24 protein-coding genes and 2 pseudogenes are annotated in these 25,244 nt (G+C 71.5%); 15 read left to right on the top strand and 11 right to left on the bottom strand.

All coding sequences use genetic code 11. The annotated features are described in order from the left end of the window. Positions 1 to 99: 99 nt before the first annotated feature. Entirely contained in the window at positions 100 to 1,632 is a 1,533-nt protein-coding gene (locus ACZ562_RS12230; RefSeq protein ID WP_471176853.1) for a DUF4331 domain-containing protein, read from the bottom strand. A gap of 229 nt (positions 1,633 to 1,861) precedes the next feature. Here ACZ562_RS12230 and ACZ562_RS12225 point away from each other — a divergent pair, with 229 nt between their 5' ends. The 3 genes from ACZ562_RS12225 (at position 1,862) to ACZ562_RS12215 (ending at position 3,601) form a co-directional block, all read left to right on the top strand. After that, positions 1,862 to 2,404: a sigma-70 family RNA polymerase sigma factor gene (locus ACZ562_RS12225; protein WP_150943914.1), complete on the top strand. Its 543-nt coding sequence runs from the start codon at positions 1,862 to 1,864 to the stop codon at positions 2,402 to 2,404. Continuing rightward, the gene (locus ACZ562_RS12220) at positions 2,401 to 3,216 is read left to right on the top strand and encodes an anti-sigma factor (protein ID WP_471176850.1); all 816 of its coding nucleotides are present in this window, start codon (positions 2,401 to 2,403) and stop codon (positions 3,214 to 3,216) included. The genes ACZ562_RS12225 and ACZ562_RS12220 overlap by 4 nt, the downstream gene beginning before the upstream one ends. Positions 3,217 to 3,331: 115 nt before the next feature. Continuing rightward, positions 3,332 to 3,601, top strand: a complete 270-nt coding sequence (locus ACZ562_RS12215; RefSeq protein WP_150943227.1) for a hypothetical protein — start codon at positions 3,332 to 3,334, stop codon at positions 3,599 to 3,601. Between the two features lie 225 nt (positions 3,602 to 3,826). On the opposite strand, the pseudogene ACZ562_RS12210 reads toward ACZ562_RS12215, so the two are convergent. The 4 genes and pseudogenes from ACZ562_RS12210 to hmgA form a co-directional block, all read right to left on the bottom strand. Continuing rightward, positions 3,827 to 4,036 (bottom strand): annotated as a pseudogene (locus ACZ562_RS12210) (ABC transporter permease); the annotation flags it as partial. Positions 4,037 to 4,129: 93 nt separating this feature from the next. Continuing rightward, the gene (locus tag ACZ562_RS12205; protein WP_471176845.1) at positions 4,130 to 5,287 is read right to left on the bottom strand and encodes a type ISP restriction/modification enzyme; all 1,158 of its coding nucleotides are present in this window, start codon (positions 5,285 to 5,287) and stop codon (positions 4,130 to 4,132) included. A 26-nt stretch (positions 5,288 to 5,313) separates the two neighbouring features. Continuing rightward, on the bottom strand, positions 5,314 to 6,063 hold the full coding sequence (locus ACZ562_RS12200; RefSeq protein WP_471176842.1) for a GntR family transcriptional regulator: 750 nt from the start codon (positions 6,061 to 6,063) through the stop codon (positions 5,314 to 5,316). Positions 6,064 to 6,091: 28 nt separating this feature from the next. Further along, entirely contained in the window at positions 6,092 to 7,408 is a 1,317-nt protein-coding gene (gene hmgA, locus ACZ562_RS12195; RefSeq protein ID WP_471176840.1) for a homogentisate 1,2-dioxygenase, read from the bottom strand. Positions 7,409 to 7,557: 149 nt separating this feature from the next. Between hmgA and ACZ562_RS12190 the strand changes: the two genes are divergently transcribed. The 8 genes and pseudogenes from ACZ562_RS12190 (at position 7,558) to ACZ562_RS12155 (ending at position 17,869) form a co-directional block, all read left to right on the top strand. Beyond that, positions 7,558 to 8,151, top strand: coding sequence for a hypothetical protein (locus ACZ562_RS12190; RefSeq protein ID WP_471176838.1), 594 nt, complete (start codon positions 7,558 to 7,560; stop codon positions 8,149 to 8,151). Positions 8,152 to 8,365: 214 nt separating this feature from the next. After that, positions 8,366 to 8,983 (top strand): TetR/AcrR family transcriptional regulator, encoded by a 618-nt coding sequence (locus ACZ562_RS12185; RefSeq protein ID WP_471176835.1) that lies wholly within the window; start codon positions 8,366 to 8,368, stop codon positions 8,981 to 8,983. 136 nt (positions 8,984 to 9,119) lie between these two features. Next, on the top strand, positions 9,120 to 11,360 hold the full coding sequence (locus ACZ562_RS12180; protein WP_471176832.1) for a molybdopterin oxidoreductase family protein: 2,241 nt from the start codon (positions 9,120 to 9,122) through the stop codon (positions 11,358 to 11,360). 166 nt (positions 11,361 to 11,526) lie between these two features. Next, positions 11,527 to 12,945, top strand: a complete 1,419-nt coding sequence (locus ACZ562_RS12175; protein ID WP_471176829.1) for a CitMHS family transporter — start codon at positions 11,527 to 11,529, stop codon at positions 12,943 to 12,945. A gap of 45 nt (positions 12,946 to 12,990) precedes the next feature. Further along, positions 12,991 to 13,518: pseudogene (locus tag ACZ562_RS12170) on the top strand (MFS transporter); the annotation flags it as partial. A gap of 233 nt (positions 13,519 to 13,751) precedes the next feature. Beyond that, positions 13,752 to 15,140, top strand: coding sequence for an aldehyde dehydrogenase family protein (locus tag ACZ562_RS12165; RefSeq protein ID WP_471176826.1), 1,389 nt, complete (start codon positions 13,752 to 13,754; stop codon positions 15,138 to 15,140). Next, positions 15,097 to 16,233, top strand: a complete 1,137-nt coding sequence (locus ACZ562_RS12160; RefSeq protein ID WP_471176824.1) for a Zn-dependent alcohol dehydrogenase — start codon at positions 15,097 to 15,099, stop codon at positions 16,231 to 16,233. Before ACZ562_RS12165 ends, ACZ562_RS12160 begins: the two co-directional genes overlap by 44 nt. A gap of 313 nt (positions 16,234 to 16,546) precedes the next feature. Further along, complete coding sequence (locus ACZ562_RS12155) at positions 16,547 to 17,869, top strand: MFS transporter (protein WP_471176821.1); 1,323 nt, start codon at positions 16,547 to 16,549, stop codon at positions 17,867 to 17,869. Here the strand turns inward: ACZ562_RS12155 and ACZ562_RS12150 are convergent. From ACZ562_RS12150 to ACZ562_RS12140, 3 genes are all read right to left on the bottom strand, one after another. After that, positions 17,861 to 18,814 carry a DMT family transporter gene (locus tag ACZ562_RS12150; RefSeq protein WP_471176818.1) on the bottom strand — a complete coding sequence of 318 codons (954 nt, stop codon included), beginning with the start codon at positions 18,812 to 18,814 and terminating at the stop codon, positions 17,861 to 17,863. The genes ACZ562_RS12155 and ACZ562_RS12150 overlap by 9 nt on opposite strands. A gap of 108 nt (positions 18,815 to 18,922) precedes the next feature. Continuing rightward, entirely contained in the window at positions 18,923 to 19,633 is a 711-nt protein-coding gene (locus tag ACZ562_RS12145; protein ID WP_471176815.1) for an ArsR/SmtB family transcription factor, read from the bottom strand. A gap of 47 nt (positions 19,634 to 19,680) precedes the next feature. After that, entirely contained in the window at positions 19,681 to 20,322 is a 642-nt protein-coding gene (locus ACZ562_RS12140) for a TetR/AcrR family transcriptional regulator (protein ID WP_471176812.1), read from the bottom strand. Positions 20,323 to 20,411: 89 nt separating this feature from the next. Between ACZ562_RS12140 and ACZ562_RS12135 the strand changes: the two genes are divergently transcribed. The 3 genes from ACZ562_RS12135 (at position 20,412) to ACZ562_RS12125 (ending at position 22,608) form a co-directional block, all read left to right on the top strand. Next, the gene (locus tag ACZ562_RS12135; protein ID WP_471176810.1) at positions 20,412 to 21,563 is read left to right on the top strand and encodes an acyl-CoA dehydrogenase family protein; all 1,152 of its coding nucleotides are present in this window, start codon (positions 20,412 to 20,414) and stop codon (positions 21,561 to 21,563) included. Between the two features lie 60 nt (positions 21,564 to 21,623). Continuing rightward, entirely contained in the window at positions 21,624 to 21,911 is a 288-nt protein-coding gene (locus tag ACZ562_RS12130; RefSeq protein ID WP_471176807.1) for a YiaA/YiaB family inner membrane protein, read from the top strand. A 73-nt stretch (positions 21,912 to 21,984) separates the two neighbouring features. After that, positions 21,985 to 22,608 (top strand): TetR/AcrR family transcriptional regulator, encoded by a 624-nt coding sequence (locus ACZ562_RS12125; protein ID WP_471176804.1) that lies wholly within the window; start codon positions 21,985 to 21,987, stop codon positions 22,606 to 22,608. A gap of 22 nt (positions 22,609 to 22,630) precedes the next feature. Here ACZ562_RS12125 and ACZ562_RS12120 read toward each other — a convergent pair whose 3' ends face one another. Next, entirely contained in the window at positions 22,631 to 23,092 is a 462-nt protein-coding gene (locus ACZ562_RS12120; RefSeq protein WP_471176801.1) for a MaoC family dehydratase, read from the bottom strand. 126 nt (positions 23,093 to 23,218) lie between these two features. Between ACZ562_RS12120 and soxR the strand changes: the two genes are divergently transcribed. Further along, positions 23,219 to 23,683: a redox-sensitive transcriptional activator SoxR gene (gene soxR / locus ACZ562_RS12115; RefSeq protein ID WP_471176798.1), complete on the top strand. Its 465-nt coding sequence runs from the start codon at positions 23,219 to 23,221 to the stop codon at positions 23,681 to 23,683. Positions 23,684 to 23,782: 99 nt separating this feature from the next. Here the strand turns inward: soxR and ACZ562_RS12110 are convergent, their stop codons facing one another. Continuing rightward, positions 23,783 to 24,850 (bottom strand): RNA ligase (ATP), encoded by a 1,068-nt coding sequence (locus ACZ562_RS12110; RefSeq protein ID WP_471176796.1) that lies wholly within the window; start codon positions 24,848 to 24,850, stop codon positions 23,783 to 23,785. A gap of 75 nt (positions 24,851 to 24,925) precedes the next feature. Continuing rightward, entirely contained in the window at positions 24,926 to 25,225 is a 300-nt protein-coding gene (locus ACZ562_RS12105) for a 3-keto-5-aminohexanoate cleavage protein (protein ID WP_471176793.1), read from the bottom strand. Positions 25,226 to 25,244 lie beyond the last annotated feature (19 nt).

Here is a 25,244-nt window from a genome sequence, read left to right as displayed (position 1 = left end):
GGCCGGAAGTCCTCGTACTGGACGTACTCGGGCTTTCGGCCGGTGCGGCGAGAGGGCGTGCCGGGCGTCGCGACGGGGCGAACCTTGGCTGACGCGGCACTAGTACGCCCGGCCCCGCATCCGGCGCCACCACATCAGGCCTCCGCCGATCAGGAGGATGCCGATAGCGCCGGCGCCCGCCGAGGCGGCGATCAGGGTGGTGTCGTCGGAGGTGCCCGCGCCGGCCGGCTGGAGCGCGTCGCCCAGCTGGTTGCGGACGTCGTTGCCGCCGCTGACGCCCTTGGCGAGCGCGCCGCGGGAACCCGCCGTCGGGTTGGCCAGGTACGGGAAGGACTTGCCGAACTTCTTGTCGTTCTTGTCGACCGCGTCGCCCAGGTCGTTCTTGGAACCGACCAGTTCACCCTCGACGACCTGGAGCGAGGCGTCGATCACGTCGTCGGCGAGCCGGCGGCCGTTCGGGAAGCCCGCGTTGTCACCGTCGAGGACGCCGAGCCGCTTGGGGCTGGAGGCCGGCTTGATGGACGTGTTGAGACGCAGCTCCTCCGCCGGGCGTACGTTCGGCGGCTGGTTGAGGCCCTTCACGCCCTTCAGGAAGACGTCGACCAGGTCGTTGCGCGGCTCGGCCGGCGCCTTGATCTTGTAGATCGCCTCGATGAGCTTCGGCAGCTCGGGGTTGGTCACGTTCTTCAGGAACTGGGCGTCGTCCCACGGCGCGGACGCGTTGAACTTGTCCTTGTCCTTGAGGGGGTTGACCACCTCGTTGACCAGCGGGTTGCCCAGACGCGAGACCTGCGAGTAGTACCCCTGCGCGTTCTTGCGCTGGGTGGTCGACCAGATGCCGACGACCGGCTGGTGGGACGACTCGGTGATCATGTCCGTCGGGACCTGCAGGGCGATCGAGTTGACGTTGTAGCCCTTGAGCGTGTCACGGCCGACCTCGGACAGGTTCCCGCCGTACAGCAGGTCGAAGACGCGCAGGTCCAGGAAGAACGGGTCGTCGGCCTGCCCGGCGAACGTCTTGGCGCCGTTGGTGAGCTTGTGGATCGCCTGCTTGCGCAGCGTCTTGTAGTCCGGCATCGACGCCTTGCCGACGTTCGACGGAGCGACCGGAACGTCGTCGGCGATCTTCGTCCTCGCCGTCTCCTTCTGGTTGTGCAGCTTGATCAGGTCGATGTCGTACGTCTGCGTGATGTTGAGGTCGGGGTCGTCCAGGCTGGTGACCGGGCCCGTGTTGTACAGGAACGTCTTGTCGTTCTTCGTGTGCGTCTTGAAGGTGTAGCGGAACAGCAGCTCACCCTGCGCGTCACCGTTGTTGTCGATGTGGAGGTCGTACTGCGCGTCCTCGGCGAACGTGAAGAAGTTCGGGCCGCCGGCCGGCTCCTCGAACGGGATCCAGTTCGCGATGATCGTCGTCGTGTCCGGGTGGTCCGGGCTGACGAACGCGTACACGTCCGTGTTGTCGTACTGCGGGGTCCCCGAGATCAGCGGAGCCTCCCGGTGGCTGGAGGCGGAGGCCGCCCCCGGTTCCAGCGTGGCCACGCCGGCGGCTGCGAGCCCTCCGGCGGCCAGCGCACCACATACGAGGGTCGCGAGGTTCCTGCGTCCCGCACCGCTCCTGGATATAGGTGTCATGCCGTCCGTCCTCAGTGCCAACTTGCCTGACGAACGCCATTCGGAGCGGCCGACAGGGTGGATTGGTCGAATCTCAAACGTTCTTACGTCGCGTCTCAGAACTTGTTTCACCGTCGGGCGACCCGCTTTTTCGGCTCGCTGATCCGTAACCCCATCCGGAGGCACACTGGTTGCGAATGCCTCATGTGACGGGACGGGCCGAGTGCGGCCTTGTGGGAGGGGGACGGAGTTGGAGGCGGACGAGCTTCTGGTGCTCGTGGCAGGCGGGGACCAGAAGGCATTCGAGGAGCTGTACGGACTGGTGTCCGGGCCGGTGTTCGGGCTCGTGCGGCGCGTGGTGCGGGACCCGGCACAGTCCGAGGAGGTCGCCCAGGAAGTGCTGCTCGAACTCTGGCGGTCCGCCGCGCGGTTCGACCCCGGCCGGGGCAGCGCCCTGTCCTGGGTCCTCACCCTCGCCCACCGCCGGGCCGTGGACCGGGTGCGCAGCGCCCGCGCGGCAGGCGAACGCGAGCAGCGCGAGGCCCGGCGGGCCCACCACCCCGCCTTCGACCAGGTCTCCGAGGAGGTGGAGGCGGGCCTCGAACGCGAGTGGGTCCGCCGCTGCCTGGACCGCCTCACCGCCCTCCAGCGGCAGTCCGTCACCCTCGCCTACTACGACGGCTACACCTACCGTGAAGTGGCCGAGCGGCTCTCCCTGCCGCTGGGCACGGTCAAGACCCGTATGCGCGACGGACTCACCCAGCTGCGCAAGTGCCTGGGAGGTGTCGCGTGAGTCTCCTCCACCGTCTGTTCAACCGCGAGGACATCCACTCGCTCGCCGCCCCGTACGCCCTCGACGCCCTGGAACCCGCCGAGCGCGTCCGCTTCGAGAAGCACCTGAAGAACTGCGACAGCTGTGCCGCCGAGGTACGGGCCCTGTCCGAGGACGCCGTCCGCCTCGCCTGGTCGACGGCGGCACCCGCGCCGGCCGCGATGCGCGAACGGGTGCTGGCCGCCGTACGCACGACTCCCCAGGAGTCCGCCCAGCAGGACCCGGCGCGGGCGCCCCAGCTGCCGCCCCATGTCTGGGGCACGCAGCCGCCGCCGGGGCGCACCCGTGCGCCCCGGTCGCGCCCCCTCTTCGTGCCGTTCGCCACCGCGACGGCCGCCGCGGCGCTCGTGGTCGCCTCACTCTTCGCCGTCCAGGCCGGCCAGACGCAGGAGAGGCTGGACGCCGAGCGGGCCCGGGCGAGTGAGATCGCCCACGTTCTCGCGGCCCCCGACGCACGGGCGACGACCGGCCGGGACACCCGGGGCCGAAGTATCGGAGTGATCGCCTCCGCATCGGAGGGGCGCGCGGTCGTCACACTGAGCGGGTACGACGCCCCGCCGGGAGGGAAAGTACGCCAGCTGTGGCTCATGCGCCCGGGCGCACAACCGCGCTCCCTCGGGCTCTTCAAGAGCGACACGCCCTTGGTCGCGTCCGGTCTCACCAAGTCGTCCACGTCACTCGCTGTGACAGTCGAGCCCGACGGGGGCTCAGCACAGCCAACCACCCGGCCGGTTGTCCAACTCGCCCTGAAATCAGTCGGATTCGGAGAGTAATCGTCAACCCGCCTACAGGGAAGGTGAATCCTGTGACCGCGATACACGGGTGCCCCGAGGGGGCGATAGGGTTACCCTGCCCGGGCCGGGTGGACTCGTACGGGTGGGGAGTGACATGGAACAGATAACAGTGCGCAGCAGGGCAAGGGTCCCTGCGATCACCTGCGGGAGCAGCGCGACCAGTTCGCGCCTCGACCGCCATCTCTCGGTGCTGGGGGGTCCTGCCGTCCCGCAGCGGGAGGCGGCCGAGGCGACCTCGCTGATGCGTGAGCTGACCGCGCGTGACACCGCGCACGACCGCAGCGGCTGGGGCGCGCGAGTGAGCAGGGTCTCGCTCTTCGCACCGCTGCGCCGACTGCGCCGTTCGCTGTTCGGAGGGCGCTGAGCTACACCGGCGTTCCCCAAGGTCCGCGCTCGGGCTGCCAGCCGTCCCTGCGCAGTGCTGCGATCTGACCGTCCGTCATCCCCACGGCGTGCAGCGTTGCCCCGGTCTGCTCACCGAGCGCGGACACCACGCCGACCGAACCTGCCGGTCACCTCCGCACGGTCCCACCCACCCGTGCACCGAGGTGCCGGCCCTGCCGCAGGCCGGGCGCGTATCCGGTGGACTGGCGAGCGGCACGAACACCGCGAGCAGCACGGCACACCAGGCCAGTGACCCGGTCACGGGATGCGCCACCGGTCAGGCCGCCCCCGCCGGCACCGGCGCGGTCCTGAACAGATCCCGCAGCGCCGTCGTCACCGCGCTGACCGGATTCCACTCGGCCGCCGTGCGCAGCCGGCCCGGCAGCCCCCGCGGAGGGATGTATGTGCGCCGTAGGGGTGACTCGGCGGCGGATGCGGGCTCGTTGTGGCTGGTGGCGCCCACGCGGCGGGGCCGCATGCCGTCACAGCCCCGCGCCCCTCGGGGCGCTCACAGCAGCGTGAACTGGCCTTCTGGGCCTTCCTCGTGGTGATCGAAGACCGAGGCCGGCTGCCGTGCCGCTCCCGGCACCGGGAGCACTCCCGCCTTCCGCAGCTCCGCCGCCGTGATCGGTGAGGCCACCGTCAACTCCTCCTGCTGTGGGCGCAGTTCCGCCAGCAGTGCGAGCACCGTGATCAGCTCGAGCAGCTCCGACGTCCATGTCTGCGGCCATGTCGCCGGGCGGATCACCGCGAGTGTGCCCGGCTCGGGGTCGGTCGTGCGAGCGGCGAACCACTGCTCCAGGACCCGTACCCCGGCCACCTCGAAGTCCCAGGCATCCGGTGGGACCGGGGATATGCGGCCCCCGTCCAGGTGCAGGGTCTCTTCGTTGCGGTCGTAGTGCAGGGTCAGAGGGCGGGGCGGCAGCGGGGCCCGGACGTAAGGGCGCCGGCCGCCGGGGAGTTTGGGGCGTTGGCCGTCGCGGCGCATCAGCCAGAGCATGTGCCGGCCCAACTCGACGCCGTGCGACCAGAGTTCGGCGTCGGCGGTGAGGGGGACGGACAGGCCGGGCCGTACCGTCGCCATGATCCAGGCCAGGATGTCCAGGGGGGCGGGCGCAAGGCCGAGGCGGGTTGCCAGGTGGCCCGGAAGGCCCGGTGCCAGGTTGGGCTCCTCGCCGCCCGGGCGCCGGTAGAGCGGGCGGATGCGGCCGGGGCGGAGCAGCGGGAGGAGGGAGGTCGCGAGGAGGAGGGGGCCGGAGGGGCCGGGCGTCTCGACGGTGAAGATCTGGTGCTCGTCCGCCACCCGCCACAACTCGGGCCGAGCCGTGTCGATCAGCCGCTGGTCGGGGATCAGCCACTGCTCGTCGAAGGGGGCGTGCAGCACCCGCACCGGCTCCGGGCAGGCGCCCGAGGCGCGGACCAGCTTCTCCGTGCCGCTGGACCGGCCCGGCAACTGGCCCACCGCGGAGTGCAGCGTGCGTGAGCGGGTCGGCTCGAACAGCGCCTCCCGGTCGGGGCCCTCGGCCTTCACGAAGGCGTCCCAGCGGGCTGTGAGGGATGCGGCGTCGGGGCCCGCCGGCCACCCCCGGCCGAGCCGCGGCGGTGCGACGGACCACGGCATGAGGTCCGCCAGCAGCGGAGCGTCGTCGTGCGTCACGCTGGGCATGGTACGTCGGTGTACGGCCACGGGACTCAGGTGGCGTCCAGGGTCACCGTGAAGGAGAAGCGGTCGCCCCGGTAATGGATGACGGCCACGTCCAGAGGGCGGCCGTCCGTGTCGTACGTGATGCCCGTGTAGTGCAGGATCGGGCTGAGCAGCGGGACTTGGAGCAGCCGTGCCGTCTCAGGGTCCGCGAGGCGGGCCTCCACCGTGTCCGTGATGCGGCTGATGTCCGCCCCGACGACGTCCCGCAGCACCTTGGTCATCGGCCAGCGGACCAGGTCCTCCGGAACGATGAGCCGGGCCAGCTCGGGGCGGAGCCAGTTGCGGGCGTGGTTGGTCGGCTCGCCCGTCTTCTCGTCGCTGCGCAGCCGGTGGTACGTCGCCGTCTCGGCCAGGTCCGGGAAGTACTCGGCGAGTTCGGCGGGCACGGGCGACGTGCCGTGGTCCAGCAGCTCGGTCGTCATGCCGGACTGCTGGGCCACGATCGCGTCCACCGAGCCGAGCAGCCGTACCGGGGCGCCCCGCTGGGCGGCGGGCTCGATGAACGTGCCCCGCCTGCGGTGGCGTGTGATGAGCCCCTCGTCCTCCAGTTCCTTCAGTGCCTGGCGCATGGTGAGCACGCTCACCCCGTAGTGCCCGGCCAGCTGTTCCTCTGTGGGCAGGCGCAGCGGGTCCCGCGGCGAGCGGCCGAGTATCGAGGCGCGCAGCGACTGCGACACCTGGTACCAGAGCGGCAGCTTGCGGTTCAGGACGATCGAGTCCGGGGCGAAGGAGGTCACGGGGCCATCCGTACCGGTAGGGGATTCTTTAGTGCAAGGGGTGGAAGTGGCGCTGGAGCCCCTGCCACACGTCGTCGTACCCGTGCTGCAGGTGTTCCGCGTGTGCCGCGTGCGGTGCGAGAGTGACCGGCCAGCGGGTCTCGAACATGAACGCCAGTCCGTCGTCGATCTTCTGCGGCCGGAGCTCCGCGGCGCTCGCCCGGTCGAAGGTGTCCCGGTCCGGACCGTGCGCCGACATCATGTTGTGCAGCGAGCCGCCGCCCGGCACGAAGCCTTCCGCTTTCGCGTCGTACGCGCCTTCGATCAGGCCCATGTACTCGCTCATCACGTTCCGGTGGAAGTACGGCGGCCGGAAGGTGTCCTCGCCCACCAGCCAGCGCGGCGCGAAGACCACGAAGTCGACGCCGGCGAGGCCGGGAGTGTCGGACGGAGACGTCAGCACCGTGAAGATCGACGGGTCGGGGTGGTCGTAGCTGATGCTGCCGATCACATTGAATCGGCGCAGGTCGTAGGCGTACGGCACATAGTTGCCGTGCCAGGCGACCACATCGAGCGGTGAGTGGTCGTAGGTGGCCGTCCAGAGGTTGCCGCAGAACTTGTTGACCACCTCCACCGGGCCCTCGACGTCCTCGTACGCGGCGACGGGAGCGCGGAAGTCACGGGCGTTGGCCAGCCCGTTGGCACCGATCGGGCCGAGGTCGGGGAGGCGGAAGGGCGCCCCGTAGTTCTCGCACACATAGCCGCGGGCCGAGGCGTCCAGGAGTTCCACACGGAAGCGGACCCCACGAGGGATCAGTGCGATGTGTGCCGGCTCCACATGCAGTTGACCGAACTCGGTGTGCAGCAGCAGCCCGCCCTGCTCGGGGACGATCAGCAGCTCGCCGTCGGCGTCGCTGAAGACCCGGTCCATGGAGGAGGTGGCGTGGTACAGGTGCACGGCCATGCCGGTGCGCTGGGCCGCGTCGCCGTTGCCGCCCAGGGTCCACAGGCCCGCCAGGAAGTCCGTCCCCGCCGGGGGCTCGGGCAGGGGGTTCCAGCGCAGCCGGTTCGGGTCGGGGACCGCCTCGGTGAAGGGGGCGGTGCGCATCGCGCCGTTGTCCGTGCGGGTGAACGCGGGATGTGCGGCCGAGGGGCGGATGCGGTAGAGCCACGAGCGGAGGTTGTGCGCCCTGGGCTCGGTGAACGCCGAACCGCTGAGCTGCTCCGCGTACAGCCCGAGGGGTGCGCGCTGCGGCGAGTTGCGGCCCTCGGGCAGTGCTCCCGGAACGGCTTCGGAGCCGTGCTCGTTGCCGAATCCGGTGAGGTGGGCCAGGCCTTCCGCGGTCTTCCGCGCGTCCCCGCTCATGATCGCTCCCTTGGCATCGATTCCTATGTATCACCGTAGGATTGCGGTTTCGTGTGCGCAAGAGGTCAGCGGGACCTCCTCACCAGGGAGGAGGGGAACCAGACTCCAGGGGGATTCGGGTGTCGGACCGGTGTTCTAGTCTCCGGAGCATGTCGTGGACGCGCGGACTCCTCGCCGCGCTCGCGGTCTGTGTCCTGCTGCTGACCGGATCCGCGGGCTGCGGCTCCGGCGATGGTCACGAGCAGCGGAACGGGAAGAACGGAGCCTCGCCCTCCCCGGTGGGCAGGCTCCTCGAGGACACCGACGAAGGAGGGCGGCACTACCGTGAGGTTGACGAGCAGGGCGCACCCGAGGTCGACATCGAGGTGCAGCCCGATCCCCGGGCCGGCTGGGACGTCCGGTTGACCGTCCGCAACTTCCGCTTCTCGCCCGCCGGCACGAAGGCGAAGGCGGTGCCCGGCCGCGGTGCCGCCGTCCTGCTCGTGGACGGCCGCCCCGTCGCCGGCCTCCGCGCCCCCGAATACCACCTCGCGGCCCGTTACGTCCCGCACGGCACGCATCACGTCACGGCGCGCCTGTACGCCGACGACGACACGGTGTGGGCCGTCGACGGCGAGCCGGTGGAGAGCACGGCGGACATCACGGCATCGGAGCCGGAGCCGGAGCCGGAGCCGGAGCCGACGTCCGGCGGGGGTGCGGGCGGTGCCATGGCCTCGTCCGGCGGGGTGCGGGCGGTGCCATGACCGCGTTCGGTGGGGGCGCGGGCGGTGCCATGACCGCGTTCGGTGGGGGTGCGGACGGGACCATGACCACATCCGGCTGGGGCACGGACGGTGCCATGACCACGTTCGGCGGGGGTGCGGACAGGGCCGCGGCCACGTCCGGCGCGTTGAGTGCCCCGGGCATTCGTCCGCGTACCGAGGGGCGAGGTTCACCGGACCGCGGCGGAGAGGCATCATGAAGCCCGTGCCCCAAGCGACATCGCTACGCCGTGCGCCCGTGCAGCGGCGCAGTGCCGAACGTCTGACCAGGATCCTCGACGCCTGCGCCGACCTCCTCGACGAGGCCGGCTACGACGCCCTGAGCACCCGCGCCGTCGCCCTGCGCGCCGGCGTCCCGATCGGCTCGGTCTACCGCTTCTTCGGCAACAAGCGGCAGATGGCCGACGCGCTCGCCCAGCGCAACCTGGAGCGGTACGCCGAGCGCGTCACCCTGCGCCTGAAGGAGGCGCGGCGCGGCGACTGGCGGGCGGCCATGGACGCCGTACTCGACGAATACCTGGCCATGAAACGCACCGCGCCCGGCTTCTCCCTCGTCGACTTCGGCAACCAGATCCCGGTCGGGGCACGCGACGCGGAGCCCAACCACCGCGTGGCCGACCGCCTCACCGACCTGCTCTCCGGCTTCCTCGGCCGCGAGCCGGACGACGATCTGCGGCGCACCTTCCTGATCGCCGTGGAGACCGCTGACACCTTGGTCCACCTGGCCTTCCGGGTGGCGCCGGAGGGGGATGGGCGGATCATCGAGGAGGCGCGGGAGATGCTGCGGGGGTATCTGGCGCGCGTGCTGGACTGAACCCTGCCGGCGAGCGGACCCGGCGGGAATTTCCGATCCCGCTCCACGCCGGGTCTCCCCTACGTGCGTACCGGTCGGTATGCTCGGCCGCAGTCCATGCGTCACCGCCGCCGCTCGCCGTCCACCGGGAGGACCCGTGTCCCGCACCGCCCTGCGAATCTGCCCCCTGTGCGAGGCCACCTGCGGGCTGACCCTCACCATCGACGGCACCCGGGTCACCGGCGCCCGCGGAGACCGCGACGACGTGTTCAGCCGCGGCTTCATCTGCCCGAAGGGCGCCTCCTTCGGAGCCGTCGACGGCGACCCCGACCGGCTGCGCACCCCCCTCGTGCGCAAGGACGGCGAGCTGCGCGAGGCCACCTGGGAGGAGGCGTTCGACGCGGTCGCGGCGGGCCTGCGGCCCATCGTCGAGCGGTACGGCCCGAACTCCGTCGGCGTCGTCCTCGGCAACCCCACCGTGCACACCATGGCCGGCGCCCTCTACCCGCCGGCGCTGCTCACGGGCCTCGGCACCCGCAGCATCTTCACTGCGTCCACCGTCGACCAGATGCCCAAGCACGTCTCCAGCGGACTGCTGTACGGCGACGCCCACGCGATCCCCGTACCCGACCTCGACCGCACCGACCACCTGCTCCTCATCGGCGCCAATCCCCTTGAGTCCAACGGGAGTCTGTGCACCGCCCCCGACTTCCCGGGCAAGCTCAGGGCACTCAAGGCCCGCGGCGGCACCCTCACCGTCATCGACCCGCGCCGCACCCGCACCGCCAAGCTCGCCGACCGGCACATCGAGATCCTGCCCGGCACCGACGCCCTGCTGCTCGCGGCGATGGCGTACGTTCTCTTCGAGGAAGGCCTCGCCGACACCGGCGAGTTGACCGAGCACCTCCAGGGGCTCGCCGAACTCCGTGAAAGCGTACGGGACTTCACGCCCGAATCCGTCGCCGGGGCCTGCGACGTGGACGCCTCCGTGATCCGTACCCTGGCCCGTGAACTGGCCGCCGCCCCCACCGCCGCCGTGTACGGCCGCATCGGCAGCTGCACGGTCCCGCACGGCACCCTGGCGAGCTGGCTCGTCGACGTCCTCAACATCCTCACCGGCAACCTCGACCGCCCCGGCGGTGCCCTCTTCCCGCAGGCGGCCACCGACAAGACGCCCCGCCCCGCCGGACCGGGCCACGGCTTCGCGCTCGGCCGCTGGCACTCCCGGGTGAGCCGACACCCGGAGGCGAAGGGCGAGTTGCCGATCTCCGCGCTCGCCGAGGAGATCGACACCGCGACGGCGGAGGGCGAACCGGTCCGGGCCCTCGTCGCGGTCGCCGCCAACCCCGTCCTGTCCGCCCCCGACGGCGACCGCCTCGACAAGGCCCTGGATTCCCTGGACTTCATGGTCAGCGTCGACCCGTACCTGAACGAGACCTCGCGCCACGCCCACGTCGTGCTGCCCCCGCCCCCGCCCTCGCAGAGCGCGCACCACGACTTCGCCTTCAACACCCTCGCCGTACGCAACCAGGTCCGCTACAACCGCCCCGCCGTCCCCCTGGAGCCCGGCCGGATGGCGGAGACCGAGATCCTGGCACGGCTGACCCTGGCCGCGACCGGTATGCACGGCGCCGACCCGTCCGCGGTCGACGACCTGGTCATCGGCCAGACCCTCGGCAAGGCGGTGAAGGAACCCCACTCACCGGTACACGGCCGCGACCCCCGCGAGTTGGCCGCGCAGCTCTCCGGCGAGACCGGCCCCGAGCGCCGGCTCGACATGATGCTGCGCCTCGGCCCCTACGGCGACGGCTTCGGCGGACGGCCGGACGGGCTGAGCCTGGAGAAGCTCCTTGCCCACCCGCACGGCATCGACCTGGGCCCGCTCCGGCCCCGGCTGCCGCAGCCGCTGAAGACGCGGAGCGGCAAGGTCGAACTGCTGCCGCAGCCGATCGCTGACGACCTGCCGCGCCTGAGGGAAGCCCTGCGCGAGCGCCCCGACGGCCTCGTCCTCGTCGGCCGCCGCCATCTGCGGTCCAACAACAGCTGGATGCACAACGTGCCCGCCCTCACCGGCGGCACCAATCGCTGCACCCTGCACATCCACCCCGCGGACGCCGAACGGCTCGGCGTGAGCGACGGGGCACCGGTGCGGGTCAAGGGCGCCGGGGGAGAGGTGACCGCCCCCGCCGAGGTCACCGACGGCGTGCGCAGGGGCGTGGTGAGCCTGCCGCACGGCTGGGGCCACGACCGGCCCGGCACCCGGATGAGCCATGCGTCCGCCGACCCCGGCGTCAACGTCAACCAGCTCCTCGACGGCAGCCTGCTCGACCCTCTGTCGGGCAACGCGGTGCTCAACGGAGTGCCCGTTGAGATCACCGCACTCGCCTCCGTGTCCTGAAAGAGCCCCGAACTGCTCACGCCTCTGACCTGTGCAAAGCCGTGACCTGCAGTTTTGCGCTTATTGCTCGCACGTCAGCATCTTGTTAACGCCAAACGAACGGTCCTAACGTCATCGCACCGCCGGCCCTGGTGGGAGTTCAAGGGCGAACGTTAGGTATCCATTCATGTTGACCATCCTCGGCTTTGCCATGATCGCGACCTTCCTGGTCCTGATCATGCTGAAGAAGATGTCGCCGATCGCGGCGCTCGTGCTGATCCCGGCACTGTTCTGCGTCTTCGTCGGGAAGGGCGCCAAACTCGGTGACTACGTCATCGACGGCGTCTCCAGCCTCGCCCCCACCGCGGCGATGCTCATGTTCGCGATCGTCTACTTCGGTGTGATGATCGATGTCGGCCTCTTCGACCCGATCGTTCGCGCGATCCTGAAGTTCTGCAAGGCCGACCCCCTTCGCATCGTGGTCGGCACCGCGCTCCTCGCCGCGATCGTCTCGCTCGACGGCGACGGCTCGACCACCTTCATGATCACGGTCTCGGCGATGTACCCGCTGTACAAGCGCCTCAAGATGAGCCTGGTCGTGATGACCGGTGTCGCCGCGATGGCCAACGGCGTGATGAACACGCTGCCGTGGGGCGGCCCGACGGCCCGCGCCGCCACCGCCCTGAAGCTGGACGCCAGCGAGATCTTCGTCCCGATGATCCCGGCTCTCGCGGTCGGCCTCGCGGGCGTCTTCCTCCTCTCGTACGTCCTCGGCCGCCGCGAGCGCAAGCGGCTCGGCGTGCTGACGCTGGCCGACGTGCTGGTCGAGGAGAACGCCGACGAGAAGCAGACCGAGACGGTGCTCGTGGGCGCCGGCGGCTCCGGTGACGGCAAGGCGCCGCCGCGCACCGGCGGTTCCGGCTCCGGCTCCGGCGCGGACGCCGCCGACGAGCCCGAGGAGGGCTTCCAGGGCCTCGACCCGAACCGTCCCACCCTGCGCCCCAAGCTCTACTGGTTCAACGCGCTGCTCACGGTCGGCCTGCTCACCGCCATGATCATGGAGTATCTGCCGATCCCGGTGCTGTTCCTGCTCGGCGCCGCGCTCGCGCTGACCGTCAACTTCCCGCACATCCCCGACCAGAAGGCCCGGCTCGCCGCTCACGCCGACAACGTCCTCAACGTCTCCGGCATGGTCTTCGCCGCCGCTGTCTTCACCGGCGTCCTCCAGGGCACCGGCATGGTCGACCACATGGCCAAGTGGGTCGTCGACGGCATCCCCGACGGCATGGGCCCGCACATGGCCCTGGTCACCGGCCTGCTGTCCCTCCCGTTCACGTACTTCATGTCGAACGACGGCTTCTACTTCGGCATCCTCCCGGTGCTCGCCGAAGCCGGTCAGGCCCACGGTGTCTCCAGCCTGGAGATCGCCCGCGCCTCCCTCGTCGGCCAGCCGCTGCACATGTCCAGCCCGCTCGTCCCGGCCGTGTACGTCCTGGTCGGCATGGCCAAGGTCGAGTTCGGCGACCACACGCGGTTCGTGGTGAAGTGGGCAGCCCTCACCTGCCTGCTGATCCTCGGCGCGGGCATCCTGTACGGCATCATCTGACCCTCCCCGGAGGAAACCCATGGGCCCGGTGGGAACCGCGGCTGGCTGCTCCGCCTCGTCATCGCCTTTCGGCTTCGCGCAGGGGGCGGTGTCGACGGCCCGGCCTGCCGTGTCCTGCCGGGCCCTCGCGCTGAGCGCGGACGAGCGGGCGACCGGCGTGATCGCGGGCGTGTACGCCCTCCTCCCGCTGTTCGCCGCCGTACCGCTCGGCCGCCGCACCGACCACGGCCGCTGCGCACCCTTGCTGCCCGTCGGTGTCGTCCTCAGCGCCGGCGGCTGCGCCATGAGCGGTGTCGCGGACTCCCTCTGGGCGAGCGGTGTGGAGCGGGGTGATGGGACTCGGCCGTCTCTGCTTCGTCATCGGCTCCCAGCCGCTCGTCGCGATCAGGGTGCCCGCCGCGATCGGGCCGACCAGCCGGCCGAGCGAGGCACCGATGGTGAAGTGGCCGAAGTCGCGGTCCTGTTCGTGCGGGGCGGACTGGCGGGGGGCGACATGGCGGGCACCAGCGCGCTCGCCCTGCTCGCGCGGGCGCCGGGGCAGCCGCCGCGTCCGGCTCGCTGTGGCGCATCGAGCGTCCTGCGACGGCCAGGTCCCGTAGGTCGACATCGCCCACCTCTTCGTCTTCGACCAGCACGGCGAGAGCATCTGCCCGGCCCCGGCGCGGCTAGCCGGACCTGGGTGAGTGAAGCCGGACACGGAGTGCCCCGGCCGGCGTCGGCTTCTGATGTCATGGGACGTCTGGCCAACTAAAACTAACATCGCTAGTTTATGTCGGACGACGCGCACCCCGCCGGGAGGAAGCACGATGAAGGCACACGACGGCATGTACATCGACGGCGCATGGCGCCCCGCCGCGGGCCAGGACGTGACAGAGGTGGTGAACCCGGCCGACGAGCAGGTCATCGGGACCGTCCCCGCGGGCACCGCCGCGGACGTCGACGCGGCCGTACGGGCCGCCCGTGCGGCTCTCCCGGCCTGGGCCGCGACCGCGCCCGCCGACCGGGCCGCACGCCTGGCGGCCCTCCGGGACGTCCTCGTGGCCCGCAGGGACGAGATCGCCGAGACGGTCACCGCCGAACTCGGCGCGCCCCTCGGGTTCTCGCAGACCGTCCACGCGGGCATCCCGATCGCGGTCGCCGGCTCGTACGCCGAGCTGGCGGCGACGTACGCCTTCGAGGAGAAGGCCGGCAACTCCACCGTCTATCTGGAGCCCGTCGGCGTGGTCGCCGCGATCACGCCCTGGAACTACCCCCTCCACCAGATCGTCGCCAAAGCCGCCCCGGCGCTGGCGGCGGGCTGCACGGTGGTTCTGAAGCCCGCGGAAGACACCCCGCTGACCGCTCAGCTGTTCGCCGAGGCGGTCCACGAGGCCGGGATTCCGGCGGGCGTCTTCAACCTGGTCACCGGCCTCGGCCCGGTCGCCGGGCAGGCCCTCGCCGAGCACCCGGACGTCGACCTTGTCTCCTTCACCGGCTCCACGGCCGTCGGCAGGCGGATCGGCGCAACGGCCGGCGCCGCGGTCAAGAAGGTCGCCCTGGAACTGGGCGGCAAGTCCGCCAACGTCATCCTGCCGAGCGCCGACCTGGCCAAGGCGGTGAACGTCGGCGTCGCCAACGTCATGTCCAACTCCGGCCAGACGTGCAGCGCGTGGACGCGCATGCTGGTGCACCGGGACCAGTACGACGAGGCCGTCGGACTGGCCGCGGCCGCCGCCGCCAAGTACGGCGACCGCATCGGCCCGCTGGTGAACGCCCAGCAGCAGGAGCGGGTGCGCGGATACATCGTCAAGGGCGTGGCCGAGGGCGCCCGTCTGGTCGCGGGCGGTCCCGAATCCCCCCGCGAGCAGGGCTACTTCGTCAGCCCCACGGTCTTCGCCGACGTCACCCCGGAGATGACGATCGCGCAGGAGGAGATCTTCGGCCCGGTCCTGTCGGTCCTGCGCTACGAGGACGAGGAGGACGCCCTGCGGATCGCCAACGGCACGGTCTACGGCCTCGCCGGTGCCGTCTGGGCCGGCGACGAGGCGGAGGCGGTGGCCTTCGCCCGCCGGCTGGAGACCGGCCAGGTCGACATCAACGGCGGCCGCTTCAACCCGCTCGCCCCGTTCGGCGGCTACAAGCAGTCGGGCGTGGGCCGCGAACTCGGCACGCATGGCCTGTCCGAGTACCTTCAGACCAAGTCCCTGCAGTTCTGAGGAGCGTTTTCACGTGGTGCGAGCCGCTGTACTTCCCGCCGTCGGTGCCCCATTGGAGATCACGGAGATCGATCTCCCCGACCCGGCCCCCGGCCAGGTCCGTGTGCGCCTCGCCGCCGCCGGGGTGTGCCACTCCGACCTGTCCCTGGCCAACGGCACCATGCGGGTACCGGTCCCGGCGGTCCTCGGCCACGAGGGCGCGGGCACGGTCGTCGCCGTCGGCGAAGGCGTCACCCATGTCTCTCCCGGCGCCGGCGTCGTCCTCAACTGGGCGCCGTCCTGCGGCGGTTGCCACGCATGTTCGCTCGGCGAGGTCTGGCTGTGCGCCAACGCGATGAACGGCGCCACCGACGTGTACGCCCGCACAACGCAGGGCGCCGACCTCCACCCCGGCCTGAACGTCGCCGCGTTCGCCGAAGAGACGGTCGTGTCCGCGGCCTGCGTGCTTCCCGTGCCGGACGGCGTCCCTCTCGCGGACGCGGCCCTCCTCGGCTGCGCGGTCCTCACCGGCTACGGCGCCGTCCACCACTCGGCGAAGGTCAGGCCGGGGGAGACGGTGGCCGTGTTCGGCGTCGGCGGGGTGGGGCTCGCCACCCTCCAGGCGGCCCGGATCGCCGGCGCCGCGAAGATCGTCGCGGTCGACGTCTCCCCGGAGAAGGAGGAGCTGGCGCGCGCGGCAGGAGCCACCGACTACGTCGTCGCCTCCGACACCACCGCCCGGGAGATCCGAGCCCTCACCGGCAAGCAGGGCGTCGACGTGGCCGTGGAGTGCGTGGGCCGGGCGGCCACGATCCGCACGGCCTGGGACTCCACCCGCCGCGGCGGCCGTACGACGGTCGTGGGCATCGGGGGCAAGGACCAGCAGGTCACCTTCAACGCGCTGGAGATCTTCCACTGGGGCCGGACCCTCTCGGGGTGCGTGTACGGCAACTCGGACCCGGCGAAGGACCTGCCGGTGCTGGCCGAGCACGTACGGGCGGGCCGCCTGGACCTGGGGGCGCTGGTGACGGATCGCATCGGGCTGGAGGGCATCCCGGCGGCCTTCGAGAACATGCTGGCGGGCAAGGGCGGACGCGCGCTGATCACTTTCTGACGGACGTCGCACACCCGGCCCGTCCGGGCGTCTGAGGACGAGGCCGTTCCGGCCGATCGGGGGCCGGGGGCGCAGAGCCCCCAGCCCCCGCCTGCATCTTCCCCCCAGCGCGCCCTGAGCCCCCACCCGCATCCTCCCCAGCGCGCCCCCGGTCCCACCCGCCCCCACGAACGCCGCCCCCGGTCCCACCCGGCACGAACGCGCCCCGGTCCCACCCGCGGCCGAGAAACCACCCTGCACACCGTTGACTCCATACCGCCTGGTCGGTACGTTCCCGGGAACGTCCCCACCGCACCCACCGGAGTGTGCACGCATGGACACCGCCCCTTCCGCTCCCCCACTCGCCACGACGGCTCCCCCCGCGGCCAACGGCCGCCGCGTAGCCACCGCGGCAGCGCTCGCCTCGGCCGTCGAGTGGTACGACTACTTCGTCTTCGGCATAGCCGCCGCCCTCGTCCTCGGCGACCTGTACTTCCCGGCCGGCAGCCCCACCGCCGGTGTCCTCGCCGCCTTCGCCACCTTCGGCGTCGGCTTCCTCGCCCGTCCGCTCGGCGGCATCGTCGCGGGACACCTCGGCGACAAGCGCGGCCGCAAGCCGATGCTGGTCCTCGCCCTCACGCTCATGGGCGTGGCCACCACCGGCATCGGCCTGCTCCCGACCTACGCCACCATCGGTGTCGCCGCGCCGATCCTGCTGGTCGTCCTCCGCGTCGCCCAGGGCGTCGCGGTCGGCGCACAGTGGGGCGGCGCGATGCTGCTGGCCACGGAATACGCCCCCGAGGGCAAGCGCGGCGTCTACGGCAGCTTCGTCCAGCTCGGTGTCCCCATCGGCGTGGTGACCGCCAACACCGTCTTCCTGCTGGCCGGAGCCTTCACCAGCGACTCCGCCTTCGCCGCCTGGGGCTGGCGGCTGCCGTTCCTGGTGGGTCTGTTCGTGCTCGTCCTCGCCTGGTACATCCACACGCGGGTCGAGGAGACGCCCGAATTCCGGCAGGCCGAACAGGAGTTGTCCGAGAAGGAGAAGGCCGAGCGCAGCTCCCCCCTGCGCACGATCCTCCGCGGTCACCTCGGCACCGTGCTCCTCGCGGGCGGCTCCTTCGCCGTGAACACCGCGACCTTCTACATCATCATCACCGGCGTCCTCGACTACACGACCCGCGAACTCGGTATGAAGCGCAGCGCGGTGCTCATGGTCTCCCTCTGCGTCAGCCTCACCCAGCTCGTGCTGATCCCCGCTGCCGCCGCGCTCTCCGACCGCATCGGCCGCCTCCGGATCTACGCGTTCGGCGCGGCCGGCATCGCACTGTGGGCCGTACCGCTGTTCCTGCTGATCGACACCGGCTCGCTGTTGTGGCTGGCGGTCGGCACGTTCGTCGCCAGCTGCTTCCTCAGCATCATGTACGGCCCTCAAGCCGCCCTGTTCGCCGAGCTGTTCACGCCCGAGATGCGCTACACGGGCGCCTCGCTCGGCTACCAGATCGCGGCCGTGCTCGGCGGCGGGCTCGCCCCCTTCGTGATGGTGCTGCTCCTGGAGGTGACGGGCACGTCGATGGCGGTGTCCGGCTACATCGTCGTGCTCTCGCTGATCGCCCTGGTCTCGATCAAGGTCCTTGCGGACCGGGCCCGTTCACGCTGAGTCGGGCGCCCGCTCGGGTCGCGGCTCCGGAACCCCGTCCGGCACCGCGGCCCGGGCCGTGCGGCCCCGGGGCCCCGACCGCGACACCGCCACGCCCGTCAGGCACAGCGCCCCGCCTGCCAGTGTGAGCAGCCCCGGCACCTCGCCCAGCGCCAGCCACGACATCAGGACGACCAGCGCGGGGACCGCGTACGTGGTCGCTCCCATGCGGCTGGCGGTCGTACGGGCCAGGGCGTACGCCCAGGTCGTGAAGGCCAGCGCGGTCGGGAACACACCCAGGTAGACCATGTTGAGGGTCGCGGAGGCAGGCGCGTCGGCGGCCTCGTGGGCCAGCCGGCCGGCGAACGGCAGGCACACCACCACGCCGACCAGGCACCCGAACGTCGTCACCTGCAGCGCGCTCGCCCGGCCGAGGGCCGGCTTCTGTGCCACGACACCGCCGGCGTAGCCGACCGCGGCGAGCAGACACAGCACCACCCCGAGCACCGACGATCCGCCGTCGTCCGACATCGACAGCCCCACCGCCACCGCTCCGGCGAAGGACACCGCCATCCCCGCCAGCAGCCGCGGCGGCATCGCGTCACCGAGCAGTCCCGCGCCGAGCAGGGCGATGAGGACCGGCCCGATGTTCACGACCAGGGCCGCCGTACCGGCGTCCACCTGCTGTTCGCCCCAGTTCAGGACCACCATGTAGAAGCCGAACCACAGCACCCCCGATATCGCGATCCCCGGCCAGGCAGGCCGCGGCGGCCACCCCTCCCGTCGTACGAGACAGATCGCCACCAGCGCCAGGGCCCCGGCCAGCAGGCGTCCGAGCGCCAGCGCACCCGGTGAATAGGCGGAGCCGGCACTGCGGATCGAGACGAAAGCGGAGGCCCACAGCACGACCGTGACGGTGGCGGCGCCGGCGGCCATCAGCTCCGGACGACGGGGGGAGTTCATCATGCTCCAGAGGTTAGGTGGGGGAGAGTCAGGAGTCTCGCGGATTTCGGACGTGACGCCGACCGCGTGTGCATCCGCCGGGCTGAGCCGCGTACGGACATCGGCCGAGCCTCAGCGCAGCGCACCCGCCTCGATGCCCAGCAGCCGGGACAGGGCGCTCTCGCCCGCCGCCGTCACCTTCACGGCCCGCTCGGAGCCGATGCGCACGCACCACCCGGCGTCCAGGGTGTGCCGGCACAGGGCCGCGCCCGCGACGCCCGCGAGATGGGAGCGGCGCTCGGTCCAGTCGAGGCAGGCCCGGGCCAGTGGGCGGCGGCTTGTACGGTCGAGGCGGATACCGGCCGCGTCGAACCAGCCGAGGCCCGCCTCCGTGAGTGCGAACCCCAGGTCCTGCCGCAACAGTCCCCGTGCCGTCAGCGCGTCCGTGAGTGCGATGCCCAGCCGTCCGGCCAGGTGGTCGTAGCAGGTGCGTCCGCGGGCCATCGCCGCCCCGGCGCTCGACTCGCGCAGCGTGCGTGGTCGTACGACTGCCTCCGGTGCGACCTGGGCCGCGAGGTCCTCCACCAGCTGGGCGACCCGGGGGCCGGCCAGCCGGACGTACCGGTGCCGGCCCTGCCGCTCCTCGGTGAGCAGTCCGCCGGCGACGAGCCTGCCCAGGTGCTCGCTGAGCGTCGACGCGGCGACGCCCGCGTGCCGGGCCAGCTCACCGGCGGTCCACGCCCGGCCGTCGAGCAGCGCGAGCAGACACGTGGCCCGGGTCTCGTCGGCGATCAGTCCGGCGAGGCGCGCCAGCCGCGGTGCCTGAGGGTCCCTGGTGGTCATGCCTTCCAGCATGGGACACGGACACTTCGGTGCCCACCGAAGTGTCCCTACGCGGTACCCCTGGCCTGCTCGTACTGCCGCACCAGCCCGTCCAGCAGCGCCGTGAGGCCCGTCTCGAAGGCCCGCTCGTCGATCTTCTCCTGTTGTTCGGCGAGGAGGTGGGCCTGTCCGAGGTGGGGGTAGTCGGCGGGGTCGTACGCGCTCGCGTCGTCCACGAAGCCGCCGGCGAAGGAGCCGAGCGCGGAGCCCATGATGAAGTACCGCATCAGCGCGCCGATGGACGTGGCCTGTGCCGGCGGCCAGCCCGCGGCGACCATCGCGCCGTAGACCGCGTCCGCGAGGTGCAGCGCGGCGGGGCGGCGGCCGGGGCCGCGGGCGAGGACCGGGACGATGTTCGGGTGGTCGCGCAGGGCGGCCCGGTACGAGACGGCCCAGTCGTGCAGCGCGGTCCGCCAGGCCCGGCCGTCCTCGAACATCGACAGGTCGACCTGCGCGCTCACGGAGTCGGCGACTGCCTCGAGGATCTCGTCCTTCGTGCGGAAGTGGTTGTACAGCGAGGGCCCGCTGACCCCCAGCTCGGCGGCGAGCCGGCGCGTGGAGACGGCCGCGAGGCCCTCCGCGTCCACCAGCGCCCGTGCCGTCGCGACGATCCGGTCGGTGCTGAGGAGGGGCTTGTGCGGTCGGGCCATGGGGCACATAGTAGGGCTGCGCACTGAAACTAGCAGTGCTAATTTAAATGTACGGCCTTCAAGATTCGTTCTCTGTGGGGTGACGCTGCATGAACCTGGAGCTCAGCGAGGAGCAGGAGGCCGTACGGCGGCTCGCGCGGGATTTCGTGCAGCATGAGATCGCCCCCCACGTCGTCGCCTGGGACCGCGCCGAGGAGGTAGACCGGTCGATCGTCAAGAAGCTCGGCGAGGTCGGCTTCCTGGGTCTGACGATCGACGAGGAGTACGGCGGCTCGGGCGGCGACCACCTCGCGTACTGCCTGGTCACCGAGGAGCTCGGCCGCGGTGACTCATCGGTGCGCGGGATCGTCTCCGTCTCCCTCGGCCTGGTCGCCAAGACCGTCGCCGCATGGGGGAGCGAGGAACAGAAGCGGCGGTGGCTGCCCGGGCTGACCTCCGGCGAGTACGTCGGCTGCTTCGGCCTCACCGAGCCGGGCACCGGTTCCGACGCCGGCAACCTCGCCACGCGCGCCGTCCGCGACGGCGACGACTACGTCATCAACGGCAGCAAGATGTTCATCACCAACGGCACCTGGGCCGACGTGGTGCTGCTGTTCGCCCGCTCCACCGACGACCCCGGCCACAAGGGCGTCTCCGCCTTCCTGGTGCCGGCCGACACGCCCGGCTTCACCCGCCGCACCATCCACGGCAAGCTCGGCCTGCGCGGCCAGGCCACCGCCGAACTGGTGCTTCAGGACGTGCGCGTCCCGGCGTCCGCGATGCTCGGCGGCGAGGGCAAGGGCTTCCCGGTCGCCATGTCCGCCCTGGCCAAGGGCCGGATGTCGGTGGCGGCGGGCTGTGTCGGCATAGCCCAGGCGGCCCTGGACGCGGCCGTCCGGTACGCGGGCGAGCGCGAACAGTTCGGGAAGACCATCGCCCACCACCAGCTGGTGCAGGAGCTGATCAGCGACATCGCCGTCGACGTGGACGCGGCCCGCCTGCTGACCTGGCGGGTCGCCGACCTGATCGACCGCGACCTGCCCTTCGCCACCGAGTCCTCAAAGGCCAAGCTCTTCGCCTCGGAGGCAGCCGTACGTGCCGCCAACAACGCCCTCCAGGTCTTCGGCGGATACGGCTACATCGACGAGTACCCGGCCGGCAAGCTGCTGCGCGACGCCCGCGTGATGACCCTCTACGAGGGCACCAGCCAGATCCAGAAGCTGGTCATCGGGCGGGCGCTGACCGGGGTCTCGGCCTTCTGAGTATCCGGCTGAGTACTTCGGCGGATGTGGCGCGGTCCACGTCCGCCGATCCTTGTCGCCATGAGTGAGACATCGGTCAAGCAGCAGAGCACCGCGGCCTTCTACGGGCAGGCCGTCGCGTCCTTCGGGGTCGCCATGGCCGCGACGGCCATCGGCATCTACAATCTCCAGGCGGACGCCTGGGTGCGTGCCTTCCTCGGCATCGCCGTCCTGTACCTCGTCACCTCCGCCTTCACGCTGGCCAAGATCATCCGAGACCGCCAGGAGGCGGGTCAGATCGTGAACCGCGTCGACCAGGCGAGGCTCGAGAAGCTGCTTGCCGACCACGACCCCTTCGAAAAGCTGTGAGCGGGCGCTCTAAGCGCCCGCTCACCTTCGGCGGTATGGTGTTGCCCCTGCCGGTGAAAGGGGCGAACGAGCGATGAGTACGGCGCAGGAGACGGTCGGCGGCGAGCCGCAGCCGTGGGGCGAGGTCACGCCTGACGCGGCCCGGCGGCTGCTCGTCGCCGCGGTGGAGGCCTTCGCGGAGCGGGGCTACCACGCCACGACGACCCGCGACATCGCCGGGCGTGCCGGTATGAGTCCCGCCGCGCTCTACATCCACTACAAGACCAAGGAAGAACTGCTCCACCGCATCAGCAGGATCGGCCACGAGAAAGCCCTGGAGATCCTGCGGACGGCGTCCCGGCGGGAGGGCACCGCGACCGAGCGGCTCGCCGACGCCGTGAGCTCCTTCGTCCGCTGGCACGCGGGCGGACGCACCACCGCACGGGTCGTGCAGTACGAACTCGACTCGCTCGGCCCGGACGCCCGCGCCGAGATCCTCGCGCTGCGCCGGCAGTGCGACGCCGAGGTGCGCGGGATCGTCGAGGACGGCGTGGCGTCAGGCGAGTTCAACGTCCTGGACGTCAAGGGCACCACCCTCGCCGTCCTCTCGCTCTGCATCGACGTGGCCCGCTGGTTCAGCGTCGACGGCCCCTGGACGCCTGACGAGGTCGGCGGTCTCTACGCCGACCTCGTCCTGCGGATGGTGGGGGCCAAGTAGCCCGCCCGCCCCCTCGGGCGTACTAGACGTAGAAGCGGGCCACGGACTCCGCGACGCAGACCGGCTTGTCGCCGCCCTCGCGCTCCACGCTGTAGGTGACGGTCAGCTGGACGCCGCCCGGCACGTCCTCGACGCCGCTGATCGTCGCGGTGGCGCGCAGCCGGGAGCCGACCGGGACGGGGGAGGGGAAGCGGACCTTGTTCGTGCCGTAGTTGACGCCCATCTTCACGCCCTCGACCTGGATCAGCTGCGGCCCGAAGAGGGGCACCAGCGACAGGGTCAGATAGCCGTGCGCGATGGTCGTGCCGAACGGGCCCGCGGCCGCCTTCTCCGGGTCCACATGGATCCACTGGTGATCGCCGGTCGCCTCCGCGAACAGGTCGATCCGCTTCTGGTCGATCTCCAGCCAGTCGCTGTACCCCAGCTGCTCGCCCACCGCCGCCTTCAGCTCGTCGGCGGACGTGAAGATCCTCGGCTCTGCCATGTCCCTGGCCTCCCGGTCGCGTGTCGCGTTGCCTCGATGCAAACTCTAAGCGACTGCTTAGTATGGCCGGGCAGGGGGTCCATGTCAACGGACCGGCGCTGTGGCGGGGTGGGTAGGGTTCGAGAGGTGCCCCAGATTCCCGAGAAGATCCACGAGCTCACGGTCGGCCAGCTCGCCGCCCGCAGCGGCGCCGCCGTCTCCGCCCTGCACTTCTACGAGTCCAAGGGCCTGATCGGCAGCCGCCGCACCGCGGGCAACCAGCGCCGCTACTCCCGTGACACCCTGCGCCGGGTCGCCTTCGTGCGGGCCGCGCAGCGCGTGGGCATCCCCCTGGCCACGATCCGCGAGGCCCTCGCCGAACTGCCCGAGGAACGCACCCCCACCCGGGAGGACTGGGCCCGCCTTTCCGCGGCCTGGCGGTCCGAGCTCGACGAACGCATCACCCAGCTGAACCGCCTGCGCGACCACCTCACCGACTGCATCGGCTGCGGCTGCCTCTCCCTCGACACCTGCGTCCTGTCCAACCCGGACGACGCCTTCGGCGAACGCCGGTCGGGATCCCGGCTGTTGGTGGAGCCTCCCCGGCGTTGACGAGGCCCCCGGCTCTCGGATCCGCTGGAGCGGGGGCCCCACGACGGGCTGGACGGTGGGGGACCGGCGCTGACGGGGCACCGACGGCCCGCGCCCCGCTCACTCGTACTCGGTCCCACCCTTCCGCGTCAGATACGCCGGGCTGACCGCCTTCGCGATCGCCCGCCCCCCGGTCACCGGGCTGTACCGCTCGACGGCCGGCCGGATGACCACGCCCTCCCGCAGATGCAGCCCCCGCCCCGACACGGTCTCCCGCCCGGTGGCGGCCTCCAGTACCCGCTCTATGTCGTACTCCCCCTCGAACAGCCGTGGCACCAGCGGGAGTTCGGCCTCCAGCAGCTCAGCCGCGTCCAGCCAGCGGACCGTCCCGCCGATCTCCGCGGACACATCGAACACGGCGTAGCCCAGCGTGTCGCGTCGCCCATCGGCGCCGTAGGTCAGGTCCTGCACCCCGGCGCCGTACACCTCGCCGAAGATCCCGACCCTGCGCGCCCCCAGCCGCTCGGCGAGCCGCGCGGCCACGTCCGCGACGCCGTGCCCGCGCACCGCCCGCCAGTACAGATTGCGCGGGTCCTCCTTCAGGGCCAGGGACTTGGCGCCGAAGCCCTTGGAGGAGACGTGCACCCGGTCCTCGTCGGCGAGGTAGGTGAGCAGGCAGGCCGAGCCGTGCAGCTTCTCGGTCAGGACCACATCCTCGCCCGGTGTGAAGATGCCCGGAAACCGCTGGATGTTCTCGATGTCGACCCAGGGCAGCAGACCGGCCGCGGACTCGACTTCGCCGTTCATCGTGGGCGGGATCGGCGGCACCCATTTGACGATGCCGAGCCGCTCCGCGAAGTCGGTCCCCTCCGCGGCCGCCCGCGCCAGGTCGACGTCCGCCAGTGACTCCGGCCGGCAGACGATGCCCTGCGACAGTTCGCCGCGCAGCCGCACGGCCTTGACCCGGTCGGACCTGCTGCCGGCCAGCCGGCCGGTCAGCCCCAGCTCCTCGATCAGCCCGGCGGGCAGCACGGACTGCTCGGGGATGTAGACGGCGGCCTCGCCCGTGCGGTACGCGCCCTTGGCGACCACGGCCCGGTACAGGCCCACCTGGGCCAGTTCCAGCGCGTCGGCGTTCGGATGCTCGTGGACGGTCAGTACTTCGGCGGTGACACGCAGCGTCGACATGGGGACTCCTCGGGTGCTTCAGGTGGGTTTCATCGCCCCCAACTGTCCTGCCGGGAAACGGCTGGATCGAGCGGATTAGCGGCTGATACCGTTGCCGCCGCTCTCGGCCACCAACTGGGCGTTCGACGCGGCCCGTTGCCCGTCCGGCAGGACCAGCGTGCCCTCCAGGCCGATGCGGGTCGCCAGACCCAGTCGTCCGGCCGGCCGCAGCACCGGCCGAGGTCGGCCAACAGCGCACGCGCGCTGTCCTCGGCGGACGTCCGTGGCCCCGGCCGCGACGGCCTTGGCCGCGGACTCGGCCATCGCCTGCGGCGACAGCGGCACGCCCGCGCCGTCGGCGGCCCCTCGGGGCCCGTCGAGACACACCTGCACCATGCCTCGATGGTGCCAGTCA

The organism is Streptomyces sp. NPDC040410 (assembly GCF_055595715.1).
Note: the sequence above shows the minus strand (reverse complement) of the source record. Positions and strands in the feature narration are given on the sequence as shown.